This window comes from Collimonas sp. (genome assembly GCF_039923675.1).
GTDB lineage: Bacteria > Pseudomonadota > Gammaproteobacteria > Burkholderiales > Burkholderiaceae_D > Collimonas.
The window spans coordinates 60,459-75,367 of sequence record NZ_JBDTCG010000014.1 but is presented as its reverse complement, the minus strand read 5'-3'; the positions used below and the strand labels follow the sequence as shown (position 1 = coordinate 75,367).

The following is a 14,909-nucleotide window of genomic DNA, read 5'->3' as shown; positions in this document are numbered from 1 at the left end:
TGAATTTCCACCGAAGATTGCAACTTAGTTACAACTTACGCAGTTGGCTTCCAGATCTGGCCGATCGACAAGCTGGTCAGCTTCTTCTTGCGGCCGTACCACAGATTGGCGAACCCGCGCGAGACGAACACCGCCGAGAAAATCGAAGTCAGGATACCCAGGCAATGCACCACTGCAAAGCCGCGAATCGCGCCGGAACCGAAAATCAACAGTGCCAAACCGGCAATCAGTGTCGTTACGTTGGAGTCCAGGATCGTCGCCCAGGCGCGGTCGAAACCGATAGAGATCGCCGCTTGCGGCGAATTACCGTTACGCAGTTCTTCGCGGATACGTTCATTCACCAGCACGTTGGCATCAATCGCAATACCGAGGGTCAGCGCAATCGCGGCGATACCCGGCAAGGTCAGTGTTGCCTGCAAAGTCGACAGTACCGCGATCAGCAACAGCAGGTTGACCGACAAGGCCAACACGCTGAACAAGCCGAACAACATGTAGTAGATGATCATGAAGGCGGCGATCACGGCAAAACCGTACATGGTCGAGTCGAAACCCTTCTGGATATTCTCGGCGCCCAGTTGCGGGCCGATGGTACGTTCTTCGATGATGGTCATCGGCGCCGCCAGCGAGCCGGCGCGCAACAACAGCGCCAGGTCGGCCGCATTTTCCGGTGAACCCATGCCGGTGATCTGGAAGCGCGAACCGAGCTCGCTCTGGATCGTTGCCACGGTCAGGACTTCGCCCTTGCCTTTTTCAAACAGCACGATCGCCATGGCCTTGCCGACCTTGCCGCGGGTAGCATCGCGCATCTTGCGGCCACCATCGCCGTTAAGGTCGATGCTGACTGCCGGTTGCTGGTTCTGGTCAAAGCTGACGGCCGCGCTGGAGATATAGTCGCCGGTCAGCACCGGATCCTTGTACAGCACGACCGGCGCATTCTTGCCGACCTTGAAGAGTTCGGAACCGAACGGCACGGCAGCGGTGGCTTCGGTGCCGCGCGTGACCGACTCGTCCACCAGACGCACTTCCAGCGTTGCGGTACGGCCGATGATGTCCTTGGCGCGCGACACGTCTTGCACGCCCGGCATCTGCACCACGATGCGGTCAGCACCTTGGCGCTGGATGATCGGCTCGTTGACGCCCAGTTCATTGACCCGCTTCGACAGGGTCGTGATGTTTTGAGTGACGCCGTTATCGATGATCTGCTTGATCGCTTCCGGCTTCAACGAAGCGGTCAGCATCGGATCGCTGCCGGCAACCGGCGGCGCCACCTGGAGCAGCATTTCCGACAATTGCGGCGCCAGGATATTGCGCGCCTTGTTCAGGGTGTCCTGATCGCGGAAAGTGATCTCGATGGTGTCGCCATTGCGGTTGATGCCGCTGTAGCGGATATCCTTGTCGCGCAATTCGCTGCGGGCGCTGGCTTGCAACCCTTGCAATCGCTTGTTGACGACCGCCTGGGTGTCGACTTGCATCAGGAAATGCACGCCGCCGCGCAAATCGAGGCCCAGATACATCGGCAGCGCATGGATGCTTTGCAACCAGTGCGGCGTATTCGGCACCAGATTGAAGGCGATCACATAGGTCGGATCGGTCGGATCGGTGTTCAGGCTTTGCTCAAGCAAGGTCTTGGCCTTGAACTGGGTGTCGGTGTCGTGGAAACGGGCGCGTATCGTACCTTGCGCGCCCGCGGTTTCATAGGAGACGCCGTCGGTCTGCAAATTTCCTTGCTGCAAAATTTGCGTAATCCGGTCAGCCATTGAACTGTCGATCTTCAAGGTCGCCTTACCGCTGCTCACCTGTACCGCGGGCGTATTACCAAAAAAATTCGGTATGGTATACAGCACGCCGAACAGCAGCGCGATGACGATCAGAATATATTTCCAGAGAGGATAGCGATTCATAGTGATTCAGCGTTCTGTATGAGTCTCAAAGGGAGTCTCTTGCTTGCATTGTTGATGCAGCCTATGCCCTGAGCGGAATGTCTTGTGGCATTGCGCCGCCAGGTTCTTTTTTTGTTCCGGGCTCTACATTTGAAGAGAGCACCCGAAGCGGATGCTCTCATTCCATCCATCAGGCGGTAATTACAGCGCCGTCTTGATGGTGCCCTTTGGCAGCAATGTGGTGACCGAACCCTTTTGCACCACGACTTCAGTACCGCTGGCGATTTCCAGGGTGATGTAGCCGTCGGCAACCTTGGTGATCTTGCCCAGCATGCCGCCGGCTGTCACGACTTCATCGCCCTTGCCGAGTGCTTCCATCATGGCTTTCTGTTCTTTCTGACGCTTCATTTGCGGGCGGATCATCAGGAAATACAACACCACGAACATCAGGATGATCGGCAAAAAGCTGGTCAGATTGCCGCTCAGGCCCAGCGGGCCGGTGGCAGCAGTAGCCGCAGGTGCAGTTTGCGCGTAGGCGCTAGAAATAATTGACACGAGTTGCTCCAGGTAATAGTTTGAAAATAGCCCAGCATTCTAGCATTGGGTAAAGGCATACAACCGTCCAGCCGCGTCCCAGCGCTATTTATTGCCGGGAAAATCAGCCCAGGCGGCCTTCGCTACCATGTGCGCCGGCTATCTGGACCAATAGGCATAGATCGGCTTGGCTAGAAATAGTTGCAAAATACATACTTCAAAGCAAGATAAATCCTATACGCCACGCGCCCGGTCCAGATGGAACCGGGTCACGAATATGCTGAATTGCCCCACATCCAGCGCGGCCCGGATGTTTTTCATCAGGTCCAGGTAGTAATGCAGATTGTGGATCGTATTCAGGCGCGCGCCAAGAATTTCTCCAGTGCGATGCAAATGATGCAAGTAAGCACGCGAGAAATTGCGGCAAGCGTAGCAGCCACAAGTCTCGTCCAATGGTTTTTCGTCATCTTTATAACGGGCATTCTTGATCTTGAGGTCGCCGAAACGGGTAAACAGCCAGCCGTTGCGGGCATTGCGGGTCGGCATCACACAATCGAACATGTCGACGCCGTTTTCAACGCCGGCCACCAGGTCTTCCGGCGTACCGACGCCCATCAGGTAGTGCGGCTTGTCAGCCGGCAGGCGCGGCCCGATGTGTTCCAGCACCCGCATCATTTCTTCTTTCGGCTCGCCCACCGACAGGCCGCCAATGGCGATGCCATGGAAACCGACGTCTTCCAGCCCGGCCAGCGACTCGTCGCGCAGATTTTCAAACATCCCGCCCTGGACGATGCCGAACAACGCATTCGGATTTTCCAGCTGCTCGAATTCGTTCTTGGAGCGCTTGGCCCAGCGCAGCGACATCCGCATCGATTGCGCCGCTTCCTCGCTGGTGGCCGGACGGCCGTCGATTTCGTACGGCGTGCATTCGTCGAACTGCATCACGATGTCGGAATTCAGCGATTTCTGGATCTGCATCGACACTTCAGGCGAGAGAAACAGCTTGTCGCCGTTGATCGGCGACGAGAACTTGACGCCTTCCTCGGTAATCTTGCGCATCGCGCCCAGCGAAAACACCTGGAAGCCGCCGGAATCGGTCAGGATCGGTTTATCCCAGCCCATGAACTTGTGCAGGCCACGAAATTTATCGATGACATCGGTGCCGGGCCGCAGCCATAGGTGAAAAGTATTGCCGAGAATGATCTGCGCCTCGATCTCGACCAGTTCCAGCGGCGACATCGCCTTGACCGAACCGTAGGTGCCGACCGGCATGAAGATAGGCGTTTCAACCGTGCCGTGGTTAAGTTTCAGACGGCCGCGGCGGGCTTTGCCTTCGGTTTTTAGCAGGGTGAATTCAAGCATGGGTAAGGTCTTTAGTAATCAAACGTGGTAAGTAAGCAGCATCGCATCGCCGTAGCTAAAGAAGCGATAGTGTTGTGCGATGGCATGGGCGTAAGCGGCGCGTATGTTGTCATATCCGGCAAAAGCCGACACCAGCATCAGCAAGGTCGATTTCGGCAAATGGAAATTGGTGATCAGGCGATCCACAGTCTTGAATACATAACCAGGCGTGATAAACAAAGCGGTATCAGCGCTGCCGGCCTGCAAAGCGCCGGATTGCGAAGCCGATTCCAGCGCCCGCAAGCTGGTGGTGCCGACTGCCACCACCTTGCCGCCGGCTGCCTTGGTGGCGCGCACGGCGTCGACGGTAGCCTCGCTAATGGTGTACCACTCGCTATGCATCTTGTGCTCCGCCAGGTTCTCGCTGCGCACCGGCTGGAAAGTGCCTGCGCCTACGTGCAGCGTGACATAGGCGAAGCCGATGCCCTTTTCGCTCAGGCGCTGCAGCAAGGCCTGGTCGAAATGCAAACCCGCGGTCGGTGCCGCCACCGCGCCCGCATGCTTGGCGTAGACGGTTTGATAACGTGTTTCATCAAAGGCGTCGGCATCATGCTCGATATAGGGCGGCAACGGCAAGCGGCCATGCGCATCGATCAACTCGAATACATCGTCGGGGAACAGCAGCGTATAAAACTCGCCGACACGCTCCCCCACCACCACGTCGAACGCTTCGGCCAGACGGATACGGGCGCCCGCAGGCGGCGATTTCGAGGCGCGTACCTGGGCGTGCACGGTGCGGTTGTCCACTACCCGCTCGACCAGTACCTCGACCTTGCCGCCGGTTTCCTTGATGCCAAAAAAGCGCGCCTTGAGTACGCGGGTATCGTTAAACACCAGCAGATCGCCGGCATTCAGTTGCTCGACAATGTCGGTAAATTGACGATCTGTCAATTGTTCGCCATCCAGGTGAAGCAGACGCGAGGCGCTGCGCTCGGACAAGGGCGTTTGCGCGATCAGTTCTGGCGGCAGGTCGAAATCGTAATCGGAAAGAGAATGCATGCTTGGATAAATAATGAAATAACGCTCGGGTTGCCATTACAGCTATAGGCTTTACAATGGCAAACGCTGAAATCCGTACCGGACGGGGATATAGCGAATGATTGAGAAAACCCTGAGAAACCCCTGAGCCAACCCGCTATTTTACGCCCTGCCGCCCACTAACAGCACTATATGCCTGCACCAAAGCGAAAACCTGCCGCCAAAGCCGCCCCCGTCCCAGCCGCGAACACCCGCGCCGGCAAGCTGGAGAAGCTCGGGCTGCGAACCGACATGGACCTGATTTTGCACCTGCCGATGCGCTATGAAGACGAAACCGCAATCGTCACGATCCGGCAAGCCGGCATGATGGGCGCCAGCGTAGCGCAAATCGAGGGGGTCGTCAGCACCTGCGAGATCCAGTACCGGCCGCGGCGCCAGCTGATCGTGACCATTGCCGACGATACCGGCCAACTGGTGATGCGCTTCCTGAATTTCTACGGCAGCCAGACCAAGCAGCTGGCGGTCGGCACCCGGGTCCGCGCGCGCGGCGAAATCCGCCACGGCTTCTTTGGCGCCGAGGTGGTGCATCCGAATTACAAAGTCGTGCTGGAGGGCGCGCCCCTGCCCGATGTCCTGACGCCGGTATATCCAGCCGGCGAAGGCTTGTCGCAGATCTTCCTGCGCAAGGCGATTGCCGACGCCATGCAGCGTGTTGAATGGCGCGATACCTTGTCGCCGGCACAGCTGGCGGCACAGCAGCTCTGCCCGTTTGAAGACGCGGTGCGGCTGCTGCATAACCCGCCGCCGGAGGTTGATGAATATGCGCTGGAAGACCGCTCCCATCCGGCCTGGGTACGCATGAAATTCGACGAATTGCTGGCTCAGCAATTGTCTTTGAAACGGGCGCAGGTGGCACGCCGCAACAAGAATGCCCGGGCGCTGCCGCTGGTCGGGAAGTTGTCGAAAGCCTTTCTCAAAGCGCTGCCGTTCACCTTGACCAAAGCGCAGCAGCGGGTGGTCGCCGAAATCAGCGCAGACTTGCAGGCGTCATTCCCGATGCAGCGCCTGCTGCAGGGCGATGTCGGCAGCGGCAAGACCGTAGTCGCCGCGCTGGCGGCGGCGCAGGCCATTGACAGCGGCTTCCAGGCAGTGCTGATGGCGCCCACGGAAATCCTGGCGGACCAGCATTTCCGCAAGATCGCCGCCTGGATGGCTCCGCTCGGCGTGAAGGTTGCGTGGCTCACCGGCAGCCTGAAAAAGAAAGAGAAGCTGACGGCCCAGGCCATGATCGAATCCGGCGAGGCGCAATTGGTGATCGGCACTCACGCCTTGATACAAGATGCCGTGCAGTTCGCCAAGCTGGGGCTGGTGATCGTCGATGAACAGCATCGCTTCGGCGTCGGCCAGCGCCTCGCATTGCGGAATAAAACCACTTCCGAAAATGGCGGCGGCGACCCTTTGCATGACGATAAAAAAGCTTCTGCCGTAGTGCCACATCAATTGATGATGAGCGCCACGCCGATCCCGCGCACGCTGGCGATGACCTATTACGCCGACCTGGAAATCTCGGTGATCGACGAATTGCCGCCGGGCCGTACACCGATCGTCACGCGCGCGGTCGACCAGATACGGCGCGATGAAGTGATCGCCCGGGTCCACGCCGCAGTGCAGGACGGCCGCCAAGCCTACTGGGTCTGCCCGCTGATTGAAGAATCGGAAGCTTTGCAGCTGCAAACCGCCACCGATACCTATGCCATGCTGGCGGAGGCGCTGCCTGATTTACGCATCGGGCTGGTGCATGGCCGTCTCAAGCAAGCCGAGAAGCAGGAGATCATGGATGCCTTCAGCGCCGGCGACTGCCACGTGCTGGTGGCCACCACAGTGATTGAAGTCGGGGTCGACGTTCCGAACGCCTCGCTGATGGTGATCGAACACGCCGAACGCTTCGGCCTGTCGCAGCTGCACCAGTTGCGCGGCAGGGTTGGACGCGGTTCCGCAGCCAGCGTATGCTTGCTGCTATATCAAAGCCCGCTCGGACAAATCGCCAAGCAGCGCCTGCTGACCATGCGTGAAACCACGGATGGCTTTGAAATCGCCCGCCGCGACCTGGAAATCCGCGGTCCCGGCGAGTTCCTGGGAGCACGGCAGTCGGGCCAGGCCATGCTGCGCTTTGCCGACTTGATGACCGACCAATGGCTGGTCGACCGTGCGCGCGACCTGGCGCAAACGCTATTGCAAGACCCGACGCCGGCCAACAACGCCACCGTCAGCGCCCATCTGGCTCGCTGGCTGGGCCTGCGCGAAGATTTTCTGAAGGTTTGACCGGTCTGTAGGGTGGACACGAGATGCCCACCCTACATATGGAGATACAATCCTAATTAGAAAAATATGCGAAGATAACAACATGACTCTGACCGAACTCAAATATATCGTCGCCGTAGCGCGCGTAAAGCACTTTGGCCACGCTGCGGAAGCTTGCTTCGTGGCGCAGCCGACACTCTCCGTGGCGATCAAGAAGCTGGAAGATGAACTAGGCGTCGTCATCTTCGAACGCGGCGGCACGGAAATTTCGGTGACGCCGCTCGGTGCGCAGATCGTGGCGCAGGCGGAGCGGGTGCTGGAACAAACCGCTACCATCCGAGAGATCGCCAACCAGAATAAAGATCCTCTGGCCGGCCCGCTGCGCCTCGGCATCATTTATACCGTCGGCCCTTACCTGCTGCCGCCGCTGGTGAAAACCATGATCGAGCAAGTGCCGCAAATGCCGTTGGTGCTGCAGGAAAATTTCACCGTGCGCCTGCTGGAACTGCTGCGCCAGGGCGAACTGGATGCCGCCATCATCGCCTTGCCGTTTCCTGAGCACGGCTTGATGGTGCAACCGCTGTACGACGAACCCTTCGTGGTGGCGCTGCCCAAGCACCATGCATGGGCCGAGCGCGCCAGCATCAGCGCCCAGGACCTGAAATCGGAAACCATGCTCTTGCTCGGCAACGGCCATTGTTTCCGCGACCAGGTGCTGGAAGTGTGCCCGGAAATGTCGCGCTTCTCGACCGCCGGCGACGGCATTGCCCGCACCTTTGAAGGTTCATCGCTGGAAACCATCCGCCACATGGTGGCTTCCGGTATCGGCATCACCGTGCTGCCGCAAGCCTCGGTGCCTGATCTTGACGCCAAGGACGGCATGCTGCGTTACGTGCCGTTTACTGCACCGGGGCCTTCGCGCCGCGTGGTCATCGTCTGGCGCAAGAGCTTTACCCGCCACGCCGCCATCGAAGCCGTGCAAAAGGCGGTGCTTGCCTGCGGCCTGAAAGGCGTGACCTTGCTGCATGACGCGGTAGCCGTCGAAGGCTGAGCTAGCGGCGCAACTGCAGCGCCAGCCGGTTCGTCTTCTCTGAGACCTTTTACAGGTCTCTTTTTTTGATCACATATTTTGATCACATATATTGCAATGAATCGTCTCAAACTCTATTTTCAACTGATCCGTATGGACAAACCCATCGGCATCCTGTTGCTGCTATGGCCAACCCTGGCCGCCCTGTGGCTGGCGTCCGGCGGCAAGCCTGGCTGGACGCTGGTGGCGATTTTCTGCCTCGGCACGGCGCTGATGCGTTCAGCGGGCTGCGCGATCAACGATTTCGCCGACCGCGATTTCGACAAGCATGTCAAACGCACCGCCGAACGGCCGCTTACCAGCGGCAAGATCGCCGGCTGGGAAGCCGTGATGGTCGCTGTAGTGTTAACCTTGCTGTCGCTGTTGCTGATCCTGCCGCTGAATACGCTGACCAAGGAGTTGTCGGTGATCGCCGTCATCGTCGCCGGCAGCTATCCCTACTTCAAGCGCTTCTTCGCCATACCGCAAGCCTATCTAGGCATCGCCTTCGGCTTCGGCATCCCCATGGGTTTTGCGGCGATACAGGGAACCGTGCCCGCCGCCGCCTGGCTGCTGCTGATCGCCAATGTCTTCTGGGCGGTCGCCTACGATACCGAATACGCCATGGTCGACCGCGACGACGACCTGTTAATCGGCATCAAGACTTCGGCGATTACCTTCGGCCGCTACGATGTGCTGGCGATCATGCTTTGTTATGTCGCCAGTTTGGGTTTAGTATTTGCTGTAGGCTGGCGGTTCGGCCTGCGCGGCTGGTTCATCGCCGGCATGCTGCTGGCTGCCGCTTGTACCGTTTATCACTATCGCCTGATCCGCAACCGCGATCGCGCCGCCTGCTTTGCCGCTTTTCGCCACAATAACTGGCTGGGCGCGGCAGTATTTGGCGGCATCGCGCTGGACTATGCATTTCGTTAAAAACACCAGGTGATTTTCGTGATATATTAGTCAACATGTTTAAACGTTAATTTCTCCCGCAATCCACATTGAAGAGGCAAACATGGCTACTACCGACAACGTAAAAGAGATGCGCGACAATCTGGCCGGTGAACTCAAATCGGTCATCAAAGACGCGGAAAACCTGCTCGACGAGTCCCATGACCACGCCGAAACCAAATACAACCAGGCACGCGCCAAACTGAGAGCCGCGCTGGAAACCGCCAAATCGGAACTGCCGAAAGCCACCAAGAAAGCGGTAGCGAAGACCAAGCACGCTGCCCACGTGACCGACGAATACGTTGGCGATAATCCATGGAAGGCAGTCAGCGTGGCAGCCGCCATCGGCTTGCTGGCAGGCCTGGCGATCGGCCGCAGCAAGTAAATTCTGCGGCAGTACTCACAAAAACAGCGGTAGTCGCTATGCGATTACCGCTGTTTTTTTTCAGCCTCGACGCTAACGCAAGCTTAATCGCGCCCGAACTCGTCACCCAATTCCTGTCCACGCGCCGCCGCCGCTTTGATGGCATCGACAATCGACTGCTTGACCCCGGCGTTTTCCATGCTGGTCAATGCGGCATAAGTGGTGCCACCCTTCGACGTTACCCGCTCGCGCAATAGTGCAACCGGCTCAGCCGATTGCGCCGCCAGTTGCGCAGCGCCGGTGAAAGTCGCCTTGGCCAGTTCGATCCCCTGTTCCGCTGTCAGTCCCAACTCCTGGGCCGCCTGCTGCATCGCTTCGATGAAATAAAACACATAGGCCGGGCCGCTGCCGGAGACCGCAGTCACGGCATCGATCTTCGCTTCGTCATCCAGCCACACCGTGCTGCCCACCGCCTGCATGATCAGGTCCGCGGTCGCACGCTGTTCTGCCGACACCCCGGCGCCGGCGACCATGCCGGTAATGCCCTGGCCGATCAGCGCCGGCGTATTCGGCATGCAACGCACGATGACGTCATGGCCGCCCAGCCAGCGCGACATGTCGGCGGCGCGGATGCCGGCGGCAATCGACAACACCAGTTGCTGTTTGAGATACGGCCGCAATTGGCCGATCACGCCTTTCATTTGCTGCGGCTTGACGGCCAGCACGATGACGTCGCTGACGCTGACCATGGCGTCGATCTCGCTCGCAGGCGTCACCCCGAAACGCTGGACCAGGCTCTGCAAGGCCTCCAGATTCAGATCGATGACATGGATATTGCCGCCGTCGGTGACTTTGCCTGCCAGGCCGCCAATGAGCGCAGCCGCCATGTTGCCGCCGCCGATGAAACTGATGTTCAACTGTTTTTTCATGATCCAATAATCCGTTCACGTTGTCCGAAAATGGCGCTGCCGACGCGCACGATGGTGGCGCCTTCTTCAATTGCCACGGTCATGTCGGCCGACATGCCCATCGATAAAGTATCCAGCTGCGCGGCATGCGCCGGCAGCGCTGCTTGTAATTGCAGCAGCAATTCCCTGGTCTGGTGAAATGCCGCATGTTGCTTCTGTTGATCCTGGGTCGGTTCCGGAATTGCCATCAGGCCGCGTAACCGAAGTCGTGGCAATTCGATAATGGCGCGCGCAGCGTCCAGTACGTCGGCAGGCGCCATTCCGCTCTTGCTGGCCTCGCCGCTGATATTGACTTGCAGGCAAATGTTCAGCGGCGGCATTTGCAGCGGCCGCTGTTCCGATAAACGCTGGGCGATTTTTTCACGCTCCACCGTATGCACCCAGGCAAAATGTTCGGCGATCGGGCGCGTCTTGTTGCTTTGAATCGGGCCGATGAAATGCCATTCAAGCAAGATATCCGCAACCGTTGATGCATGCGCCGCTTGCAACGCAAGGTCCACCGCCGCCATTTTGGCGATGGCTTCCTGTAGATAGTTTTCGCCAAACGCGCGCTGACCGGCGGCGATCGCCTCCAGCACCATGTCGGCGCCAAAGGTTTTGGACACGGCCAGCAACGCGACACTGTCAGGCCCGCGCGACACTGCGGCGGCTGCGGCCTGAATACTCGTATGCACGGCTTGCAACTTCTGGGACATTAAGGACATAATCGGAGACTTTGGAAATTGCCGCGAAGAACTACTAAGTTGTATAACAATACGTGTACCACCAAACGCCACTACTTGGCTTTTGGGGGGATTTTTCGGAATTTTGCCGCTGGCCAGATCGAGAAGAAAGCACTACAACTTAGCAAACGGTTCCAAAAATGCCTTTCAACAAACAAAATTCAGCACAGGGATTATAAATGGACATTTCCGAACTTCTGGCTTTTTCGGTGAAGAATAAGGCATCCGATTTGCACCTATCCGCAGGCTTGCCGCCGATGATCCGGGTTCATGGAGATGTGCGCCGCATCAACCTGCCGCCGCTAGAGCACAAAGATGTGCACTCGATGATCTATGACATCATGAACGACGGCCAGCGCAAAGCCTACGAAGAACATCTGGAGTGTGATTTCTCCTTCGAAATCCCCGGCCTGGCGCGCTTCCGCGTCAATGCCTTCAACCAGGATCGCGGCGCCGCCGCCGTGTTGCGGACCATTCCTTCCACTGTGCTGACCTTGGAACAACTCAACGCGCCGCGCATTTTTGCCGAACTGGCGCTCAAGCCGCGTGGCCTGGTACTGGTCACCGGCCCTACCGGTTCCGGCAAATCGACCACGCTGGCAGCGATGGTGAACCACGTCAATGAAAACGAATACGCGCATATCCTGACCATCGAAGATCCGATCGAATTCGTCCATCAATCCAACAAGTGCCTGATCAACCAGCGTGAAGTCGGTCCGCACACCCATTCGTTCAGCAATGCGCTGCGCTCGGCATTGCGGGAGGATCCGGATGTGATCCTGGTCGGCGAATTACGCGATCTGGAAACCATCCGCCTGGCCTTGACCGCGGCCGAAACCGGCCATCTGGTGTTCGGCACCTTGCACACGTCCTCCGCCGCCAAGACCATCGACCGTATCGTCGACGTCTTCCCGGGCGAAGAAAAAGAAATGGTGCGCGCCATGTTGTCGGAATCGCTGCAAGCGGTGATTTCCCAAAGCCTCCTGAAAACCAAGGACGGCTCGGGCCGCGTCGCCGCGCATGAAATCATGCTGGGCACGCCGGCGATCCGCAACCTGATCCGCGAAAGCAAGATCGCCCAGATGTATTCAGCGATCCAGACCGGCAGCAACATGGGCATGCAAACCCTGGACAGCAACCTGACCGAGCTGGTCAAGCGCAACGTGATCTCGCTGGCTGCAGCGCGCGCGGCGGCCAAGACGCCGGATAATTTCCCCGGTTAAGCCGTGGATAAGCTAAAAACAAGTTAAAAATAAGTACAGACAATTTAGGATAGAAATATATGGAACGCGATCAAGCCACCAAATTCATGCACGACCTGCTGCGCCTGATGGTCAGCAAACGCGGCTCCGACCTGTTCATTACCGCAGACTTTCCGCCGGCATTCAAGATCGACGGCAAGATCACCCCGGTCTCGAACCAGGCGCTGACCGCCATCCATACGCTGGAGCTGGCGCGCGCCATCATGAGCGACAAGCAGGCTGCGGATTTTGAAGAAACCAAGGAATGCAATTTCGCCATCAGCCCCGGCGGACTGGGACGCTTCCGCGCTTCGGCATTTATCCAGCAGGGCAGGGTCGGCATGGTGCTGCGGACCATTACCACCGACATCCCGAAATTCGAAGACCTGGGCCTGCCGGCTACGCTCAAGGAAGTGGCGATGACCAAGCGCGGCCTGGTGATCATGGTCGGCGCTACCGGTTCCGGTAAATCGACCACCTTGGCGGCGATGATCGGCTACCGTAATGAGAACAGCTACGGCCATATCATCACGATTGAAGATCCGGTCGAATACATCCATCCGCACAAGAACTGCATCGTGACCCAGCGTGAAGTCGGCGTCGATACCGAAAACTGGGGCGTGGCCCTGAAGAACACCTTGCGCCAGGCGCCGGACGTGATCCTGATCGGCGAAATTCGCGACCGCGAAACCATGGACTACGCCATCGCCTTCGCCGAAACCGGCCATTTGTGCCTTGCCACCCTACATGCCAACAGCTCCAACCAGGCGCTCGACCGCATCATCAACTTCTTCCCTGAAGAACGGCGGCCGCAGCTGCTGATGGATTTATCGCTCAACCTGAAGGGCATCGTCTCGCAACGCCTGGTGCCGCTGAAAACGGTCAAGGGACGTGCGGTGGCGGTTGAAATCCTGTTGAATTCACCACTGATTTCCGACCTGATCTTCAAGGGCGATGTGCATGAAATCAAGGAAATCATGAAGAAGTCGCGCGAGCTCGGCATGCAGACTTTTGACCAAGCCCTGTTCGATTTGTACGAAGACGATAAAATCAGCTACGAAGACGCTTTGCGCAATGCCGATTCGGTCAACGACCTGCGGCTTTCCATCAAACTGCGCGGCAAGGACGCAAAAGACCGCGACCTCTCTGCCGGCACTGAACATCTGGGGATAGTATGAGTAACGATACCGGCAATACACAAATCTATGATTTCACCGTCAATCAACTGGACGGCAAAGCCGGCTCGCTGGACGCCTACCGTGGCAAGGTTCTGCTGATCGTGAATACCGCCAGCAACTGCGGCTTCACACCGCAGTACAAAGGCCTGGAGGAGATTTATCAGAAATACCATGCGCAAGGCTTTGAGGTGCTTGGCTTTCCGTGCAACCAGTTCGGTGCGCAGGAACCGGGCACTGCCGATGAGATCGGCGCCTTTTGTGAAAAAAACTACGGCGTCACCTTTCCTTTGTTCGAGAAAATAGACGTCAACGGCGACCACGCCGCACCGCTGTATCAGTATCTGAAAAGCGCTGCGCCAGGCTTGCTCGGCAGCGAAGGCATCAAGTGGAATTTCACCAAGTTCCTGGTGAACAAGGACGGCGCGATTGTCGACCGGTTTGCGCCGCAAACCAAGCCGGAATCGCTGGCTGCGGATATTGAAAAGCTGCTGAAGAATTAATCATGCAAGGTTCGGCGGAGCGCCGAACCTTGCACGTTCTTCCTTCTTAATGCGCCATTTGCAGGCCGTACACCAGCGCTGCCAGGATAGCGCCGCCGATGGAACCCAGCACCGGCACCAAAGCATAACCCCAGTCACTGTCGCGCTTGCCGGGAATCGGCAGCAATGCGTGCATCAAGCGTGGTCCCAGATCGCGCGCAGGATTGATCGCGTAACCTGTGGTCCCGCCCAGCGAAACGCCGATACTCATCACCAGCAGCGCCACCGGCAACGCATCCAGCGCACCCAGGCCCATCTTCGGCGATGCGATATTCAGTACGCAATACACCAGCACGAAGGTGCCGACCACTTCCGACACCACGTTGCCGAAGGTGTTGCGGATCGCCGGCGCGGTGCAGAATGCCGCCAGTTTGAGATTACCGTCAGAGGTTTCTGCAAAGTGATTACGGTATACCAGCCATACCAGGAACGCCCCCATCATACCGCCCAGCATTTGCGCCATGATGTAGCCAGGCACGCTGGCCCAGGCGAACTTGCCGGCCACTGCCAGCGCCAAAGTGATTGCAGGGTTGAGGTGGGCGCCACTGGAAGAGGCTGCAACGAATACGCCCACAAACACCGCCATCGCCCAGCCGACGGTAATCACGATCAGGCCGCTGCCGTTACCGTGGGTTTTACTCAAAAGGACATTGGCAACCACACCGTTGCCAAGCAAGACAATCAGGGCGGTGCCTACGAATTCAGCTATAAGGGGAGTCATGACAAACTCTTTCGGAAATAGAAGGGGGAGGGACAGAGCCACGCAGTGCTCTGTCCAGTTTC

Annotated in this window: 14 protein-coding genes; 7 read left to right on the top strand and 7 right to left on the bottom strand. The window is 58.2% G+C overall.

Translation table 11 applies throughout. The features are described 5' to 3' along the window. Positions 1 to 35: 35 nt before the first annotated feature. The 4 genes from secD to queA all read right to left on the bottom strand — a co-directional run bounded on the left by secD (position 36) and on the right by queA (position 4,814). Positions 36 to 1,901: a protein translocase subunit SecD gene (secD, locus tag ABI171_RS02790; RefSeq protein ID WP_348091084.1), complete on the bottom strand. Its 1,866-nt coding sequence runs from the start codon at positions 1,899 to 1,901 to the stop codon at positions 36 to 38. A gap of 180 nt (positions 1,902 to 2,081) precedes the next feature. Next, complete coding sequence (yajC, locus tag ABI171_RS02785) at positions 2,082 to 2,435, bottom strand: preprotein translocase subunit YajC (RefSeq protein ID WP_061937298.1); 354 nt, start codon at positions 2,433 to 2,435, stop codon at positions 2,082 to 2,084. 213 nt (positions 2,436 to 2,648) lie between these two features. Then, on the bottom strand, positions 2,649 to 3,776 hold the full coding sequence (tgt, locus tag ABI171_RS02780) for a tRNA guanosine(34) transglycosylase Tgt (protein WP_348091083.1): 1,128 nt from the start codon (positions 3,774 to 3,776) through the stop codon (positions 2,649 to 2,651). Positions 3,777 to 3,794: 18 nt separating this feature from the next. Then, positions 3,795 to 4,814 (bottom strand): tRNA preQ1(34) S-adenosylmethionine ribosyltransferase-isomerase QueA, encoded by a 1,020-nt coding sequence (gene queA, locus ABI171_RS02775; protein ID WP_348091082.1) that lies wholly within the window; start codon positions 4,812 to 4,814, stop codon positions 3,795 to 3,797. 171 nt (positions 4,815 to 4,985) lie between these two features. On the opposite strand from queA, the gene recG reads away from it, so the two are divergent. The 4 genes from recG to ABI171_RS02755 all read left to right on the top strand — a co-directional run bounded on the left by recG (position 4,986) and on the right by ABI171_RS02755 (position 9,499). Beyond that, positions 4,986 to 7,115, top strand: coding sequence for an ATP-dependent DNA helicase RecG (gene recG / locus ABI171_RS02770; RefSeq protein WP_348091081.1), 2,130 nt, complete (start codon positions 4,986 to 4,988; stop codon positions 7,113 to 7,115). A gap of 82 nt (positions 7,116 to 7,197) precedes the next feature. Next, positions 7,198 to 8,145, top strand: coding sequence for a LysR substrate-binding domain-containing protein (locus ABI171_RS02765; protein ID WP_348091080.1), 948 nt, complete (start codon positions 7,198 to 7,200; stop codon positions 8,143 to 8,145). Between the two features lie 96 nt (positions 8,146 to 8,241). After that, positions 8,242 to 9,096, top strand: coding sequence for a 4-hydroxybenzoate octaprenyltransferase (ubiA, locus tag ABI171_RS02760; RefSeq protein WP_348091079.1), 855 nt, complete (start codon positions 8,242 to 8,244; stop codon positions 9,094 to 9,096). An 82-nt stretch (positions 9,097 to 9,178) separates the two neighbouring features. Further along, complete coding sequence (locus ABI171_RS02755; protein WP_348091078.1) at positions 9,179 to 9,499, top strand: DUF883 family protein; 321 nt, start codon at positions 9,179 to 9,181, stop codon at positions 9,497 to 9,499. A gap of 83 nt (positions 9,500 to 9,582) precedes the next feature. Here ABI171_RS02755 and proC read toward each other — a convergent pair whose 3' ends face one another. Together proC and ABI171_RS02745 are read right to left on the bottom strand one after the other, a co-directional pair. After that, the gene (proC, locus tag ABI171_RS02750) at positions 9,583 to 10,407 is read right to left on the bottom strand and encodes a pyrroline-5-carboxylate reductase (protein WP_348091077.1); all 825 of its coding nucleotides are present in this window, start codon (positions 10,405 to 10,407) and stop codon (positions 9,583 to 9,585) included. Continuing rightward, on the bottom strand, positions 10,404 to 11,150 hold the full coding sequence (locus ABI171_RS02745) for a YggS family pyridoxal phosphate-dependent enzyme (RefSeq protein ID WP_348091076.1): 747 nt from the start codon (positions 11,148 to 11,150) through the stop codon (positions 10,404 to 10,406). Before ABI171_RS02745 ends, proC begins: the two co-directional genes overlap by 4 nt. A gap of 197 nt (positions 11,151 to 11,347) precedes the next feature. Here ABI171_RS02745 and ABI171_RS02740 point away from each other — a divergent pair, with 197 nt between their 5' ends. Genes ABI171_RS02740 through ABI171_RS02730 form a run of 3 tightly spaced genes read left to right on the top strand, consistent with a single transcriptional unit; the run spans position 11,348 to position 14,087 of the window. Beyond that, the gene (locus ABI171_RS02740; protein ID WP_348091075.1) at positions 11,348 to 12,391 is read left to right on the top strand and encodes a type IV pilus twitching motility protein PilT; all 1,044 of its coding nucleotides are present in this window, start codon (positions 11,348 to 11,350) and stop codon (positions 12,389 to 12,391) included. Between the two features lie 59 nt (positions 12,392 to 12,450). Continuing rightward, positions 12,451 to 13,587 (top strand): PilT/PilU family type 4a pilus ATPase, encoded by a 1,137-nt coding sequence (locus ABI171_RS02735; RefSeq protein WP_348091074.1) that lies wholly within the window; start codon positions 12,451 to 12,453, stop codon positions 13,585 to 13,587. After that, positions 13,584 to 14,087 carry a glutathione peroxidase gene (locus ABI171_RS02730; protein ID WP_348091073.1) on the top strand — a complete coding sequence of 168 codons (504 nt, stop codon included), beginning with the start codon at positions 13,584 to 13,586 and terminating at the stop codon, positions 14,085 to 14,087. The genes ABI171_RS02735 and ABI171_RS02730 overlap by 4 nt, the downstream gene beginning before the upstream one ends. A gap of 46 nt (positions 14,088 to 14,133) precedes the next feature. On the opposite strand, the gene ABI171_RS02725 is transcribed toward ABI171_RS02730, so the two are convergent. Next, a complete protein-coding gene (locus ABI171_RS02725) occupies positions 14,134 to 14,847 on the bottom strand; it encodes an MIP/aquaporin family protein (protein WP_348091072.1) in 714 nt (237 codons plus the stop codon). Positions 14,848 to 14,909 lie beyond the last annotated feature (62 nt).

Bases quoted from the DNA above. Each gene is read 5' to 3' on its own strand.
- secD (WP_348091084.1), bottom strand. From the start codon at position 1,901: ATGAATCGCTATCCTCTCTGGAAATATATTCTGATCGTCATCGCGCTG.
- tgt (WP_348091083.1), bottom strand. From the start codon at position 3,776: ATGCTTGAATTCACCCTGCTAAAAACCGAAGGCAAAGCCCGCCGCGGC.
- queA (WP_348091082.1), bottom strand. From the start codon at position 4,814: ATGCATTCTCTTTCCGATTACGATTTCGACCTGCCGCCAGAACTGATC.
- recG (WP_348091081.1), top strand. From the start codon at position 4,986: ATGCCTGCACCAAAGCGAAAACCTGCCGCCAAAGCCGCCCCCGTCCCA.
- ABI171_RS02765 (WP_348091080.1), top strand. From the start codon at position 7,198: ATGACTCTGACCGAACTCAAATATATCGTCGCCGTAGCGCGCGTAAAG.
- ubiA (WP_348091079.1), top strand. From the start codon at position 8,242: ATGAATCGTCTCAAACTCTATTTTCAACTGATCCGTATGGACAAACCC.
- ABI171_RS02755 (WP_348091078.1), top strand. From the start codon at position 9,179: ATGGCTACTACCGACAACGTAAAAGAGATGCGCGACAATCTGGCCGGT.
- proC (WP_348091077.1), bottom strand. From the start codon at position 10,407: ATGAAAAAACAGTTGAACATCAGTTTCATCGGCGGCGGCAACATGGCG.
- ABI171_RS02745 (WP_348091076.1), bottom strand. From the start codon at position 11,150: ATGTCCTTAATGTCCCAGAAGTTGCAAGCCGTGCATACGAGTATTCAG.
- ABI171_RS02740 (WP_348091075.1), top strand. From the start codon at position 11,348: ATGGACATTTCCGAACTTCTGGCTTTTTCGGTGAAGAATAAGGCATCC.
- ABI171_RS02735 (WP_348091074.1), top strand. From the start codon at position 12,451: ATGGAACGCGATCAAGCCACCAAATTCATGCACGACCTGCTGCGCCTG.
- ABI171_RS02730 (WP_348091073.1), top strand. From the start codon at position 13,584: ATGAGTAACGATACCGGCAATACACAAATCTATGATTTCACCGTCAAT.
- ABI171_RS02725 (WP_348091072.1), bottom strand. From the start codon at position 14,847: ATGACTCCCCTTATAGCTGAATTCGTAGGCACCGCCCTGATTGTCTTG.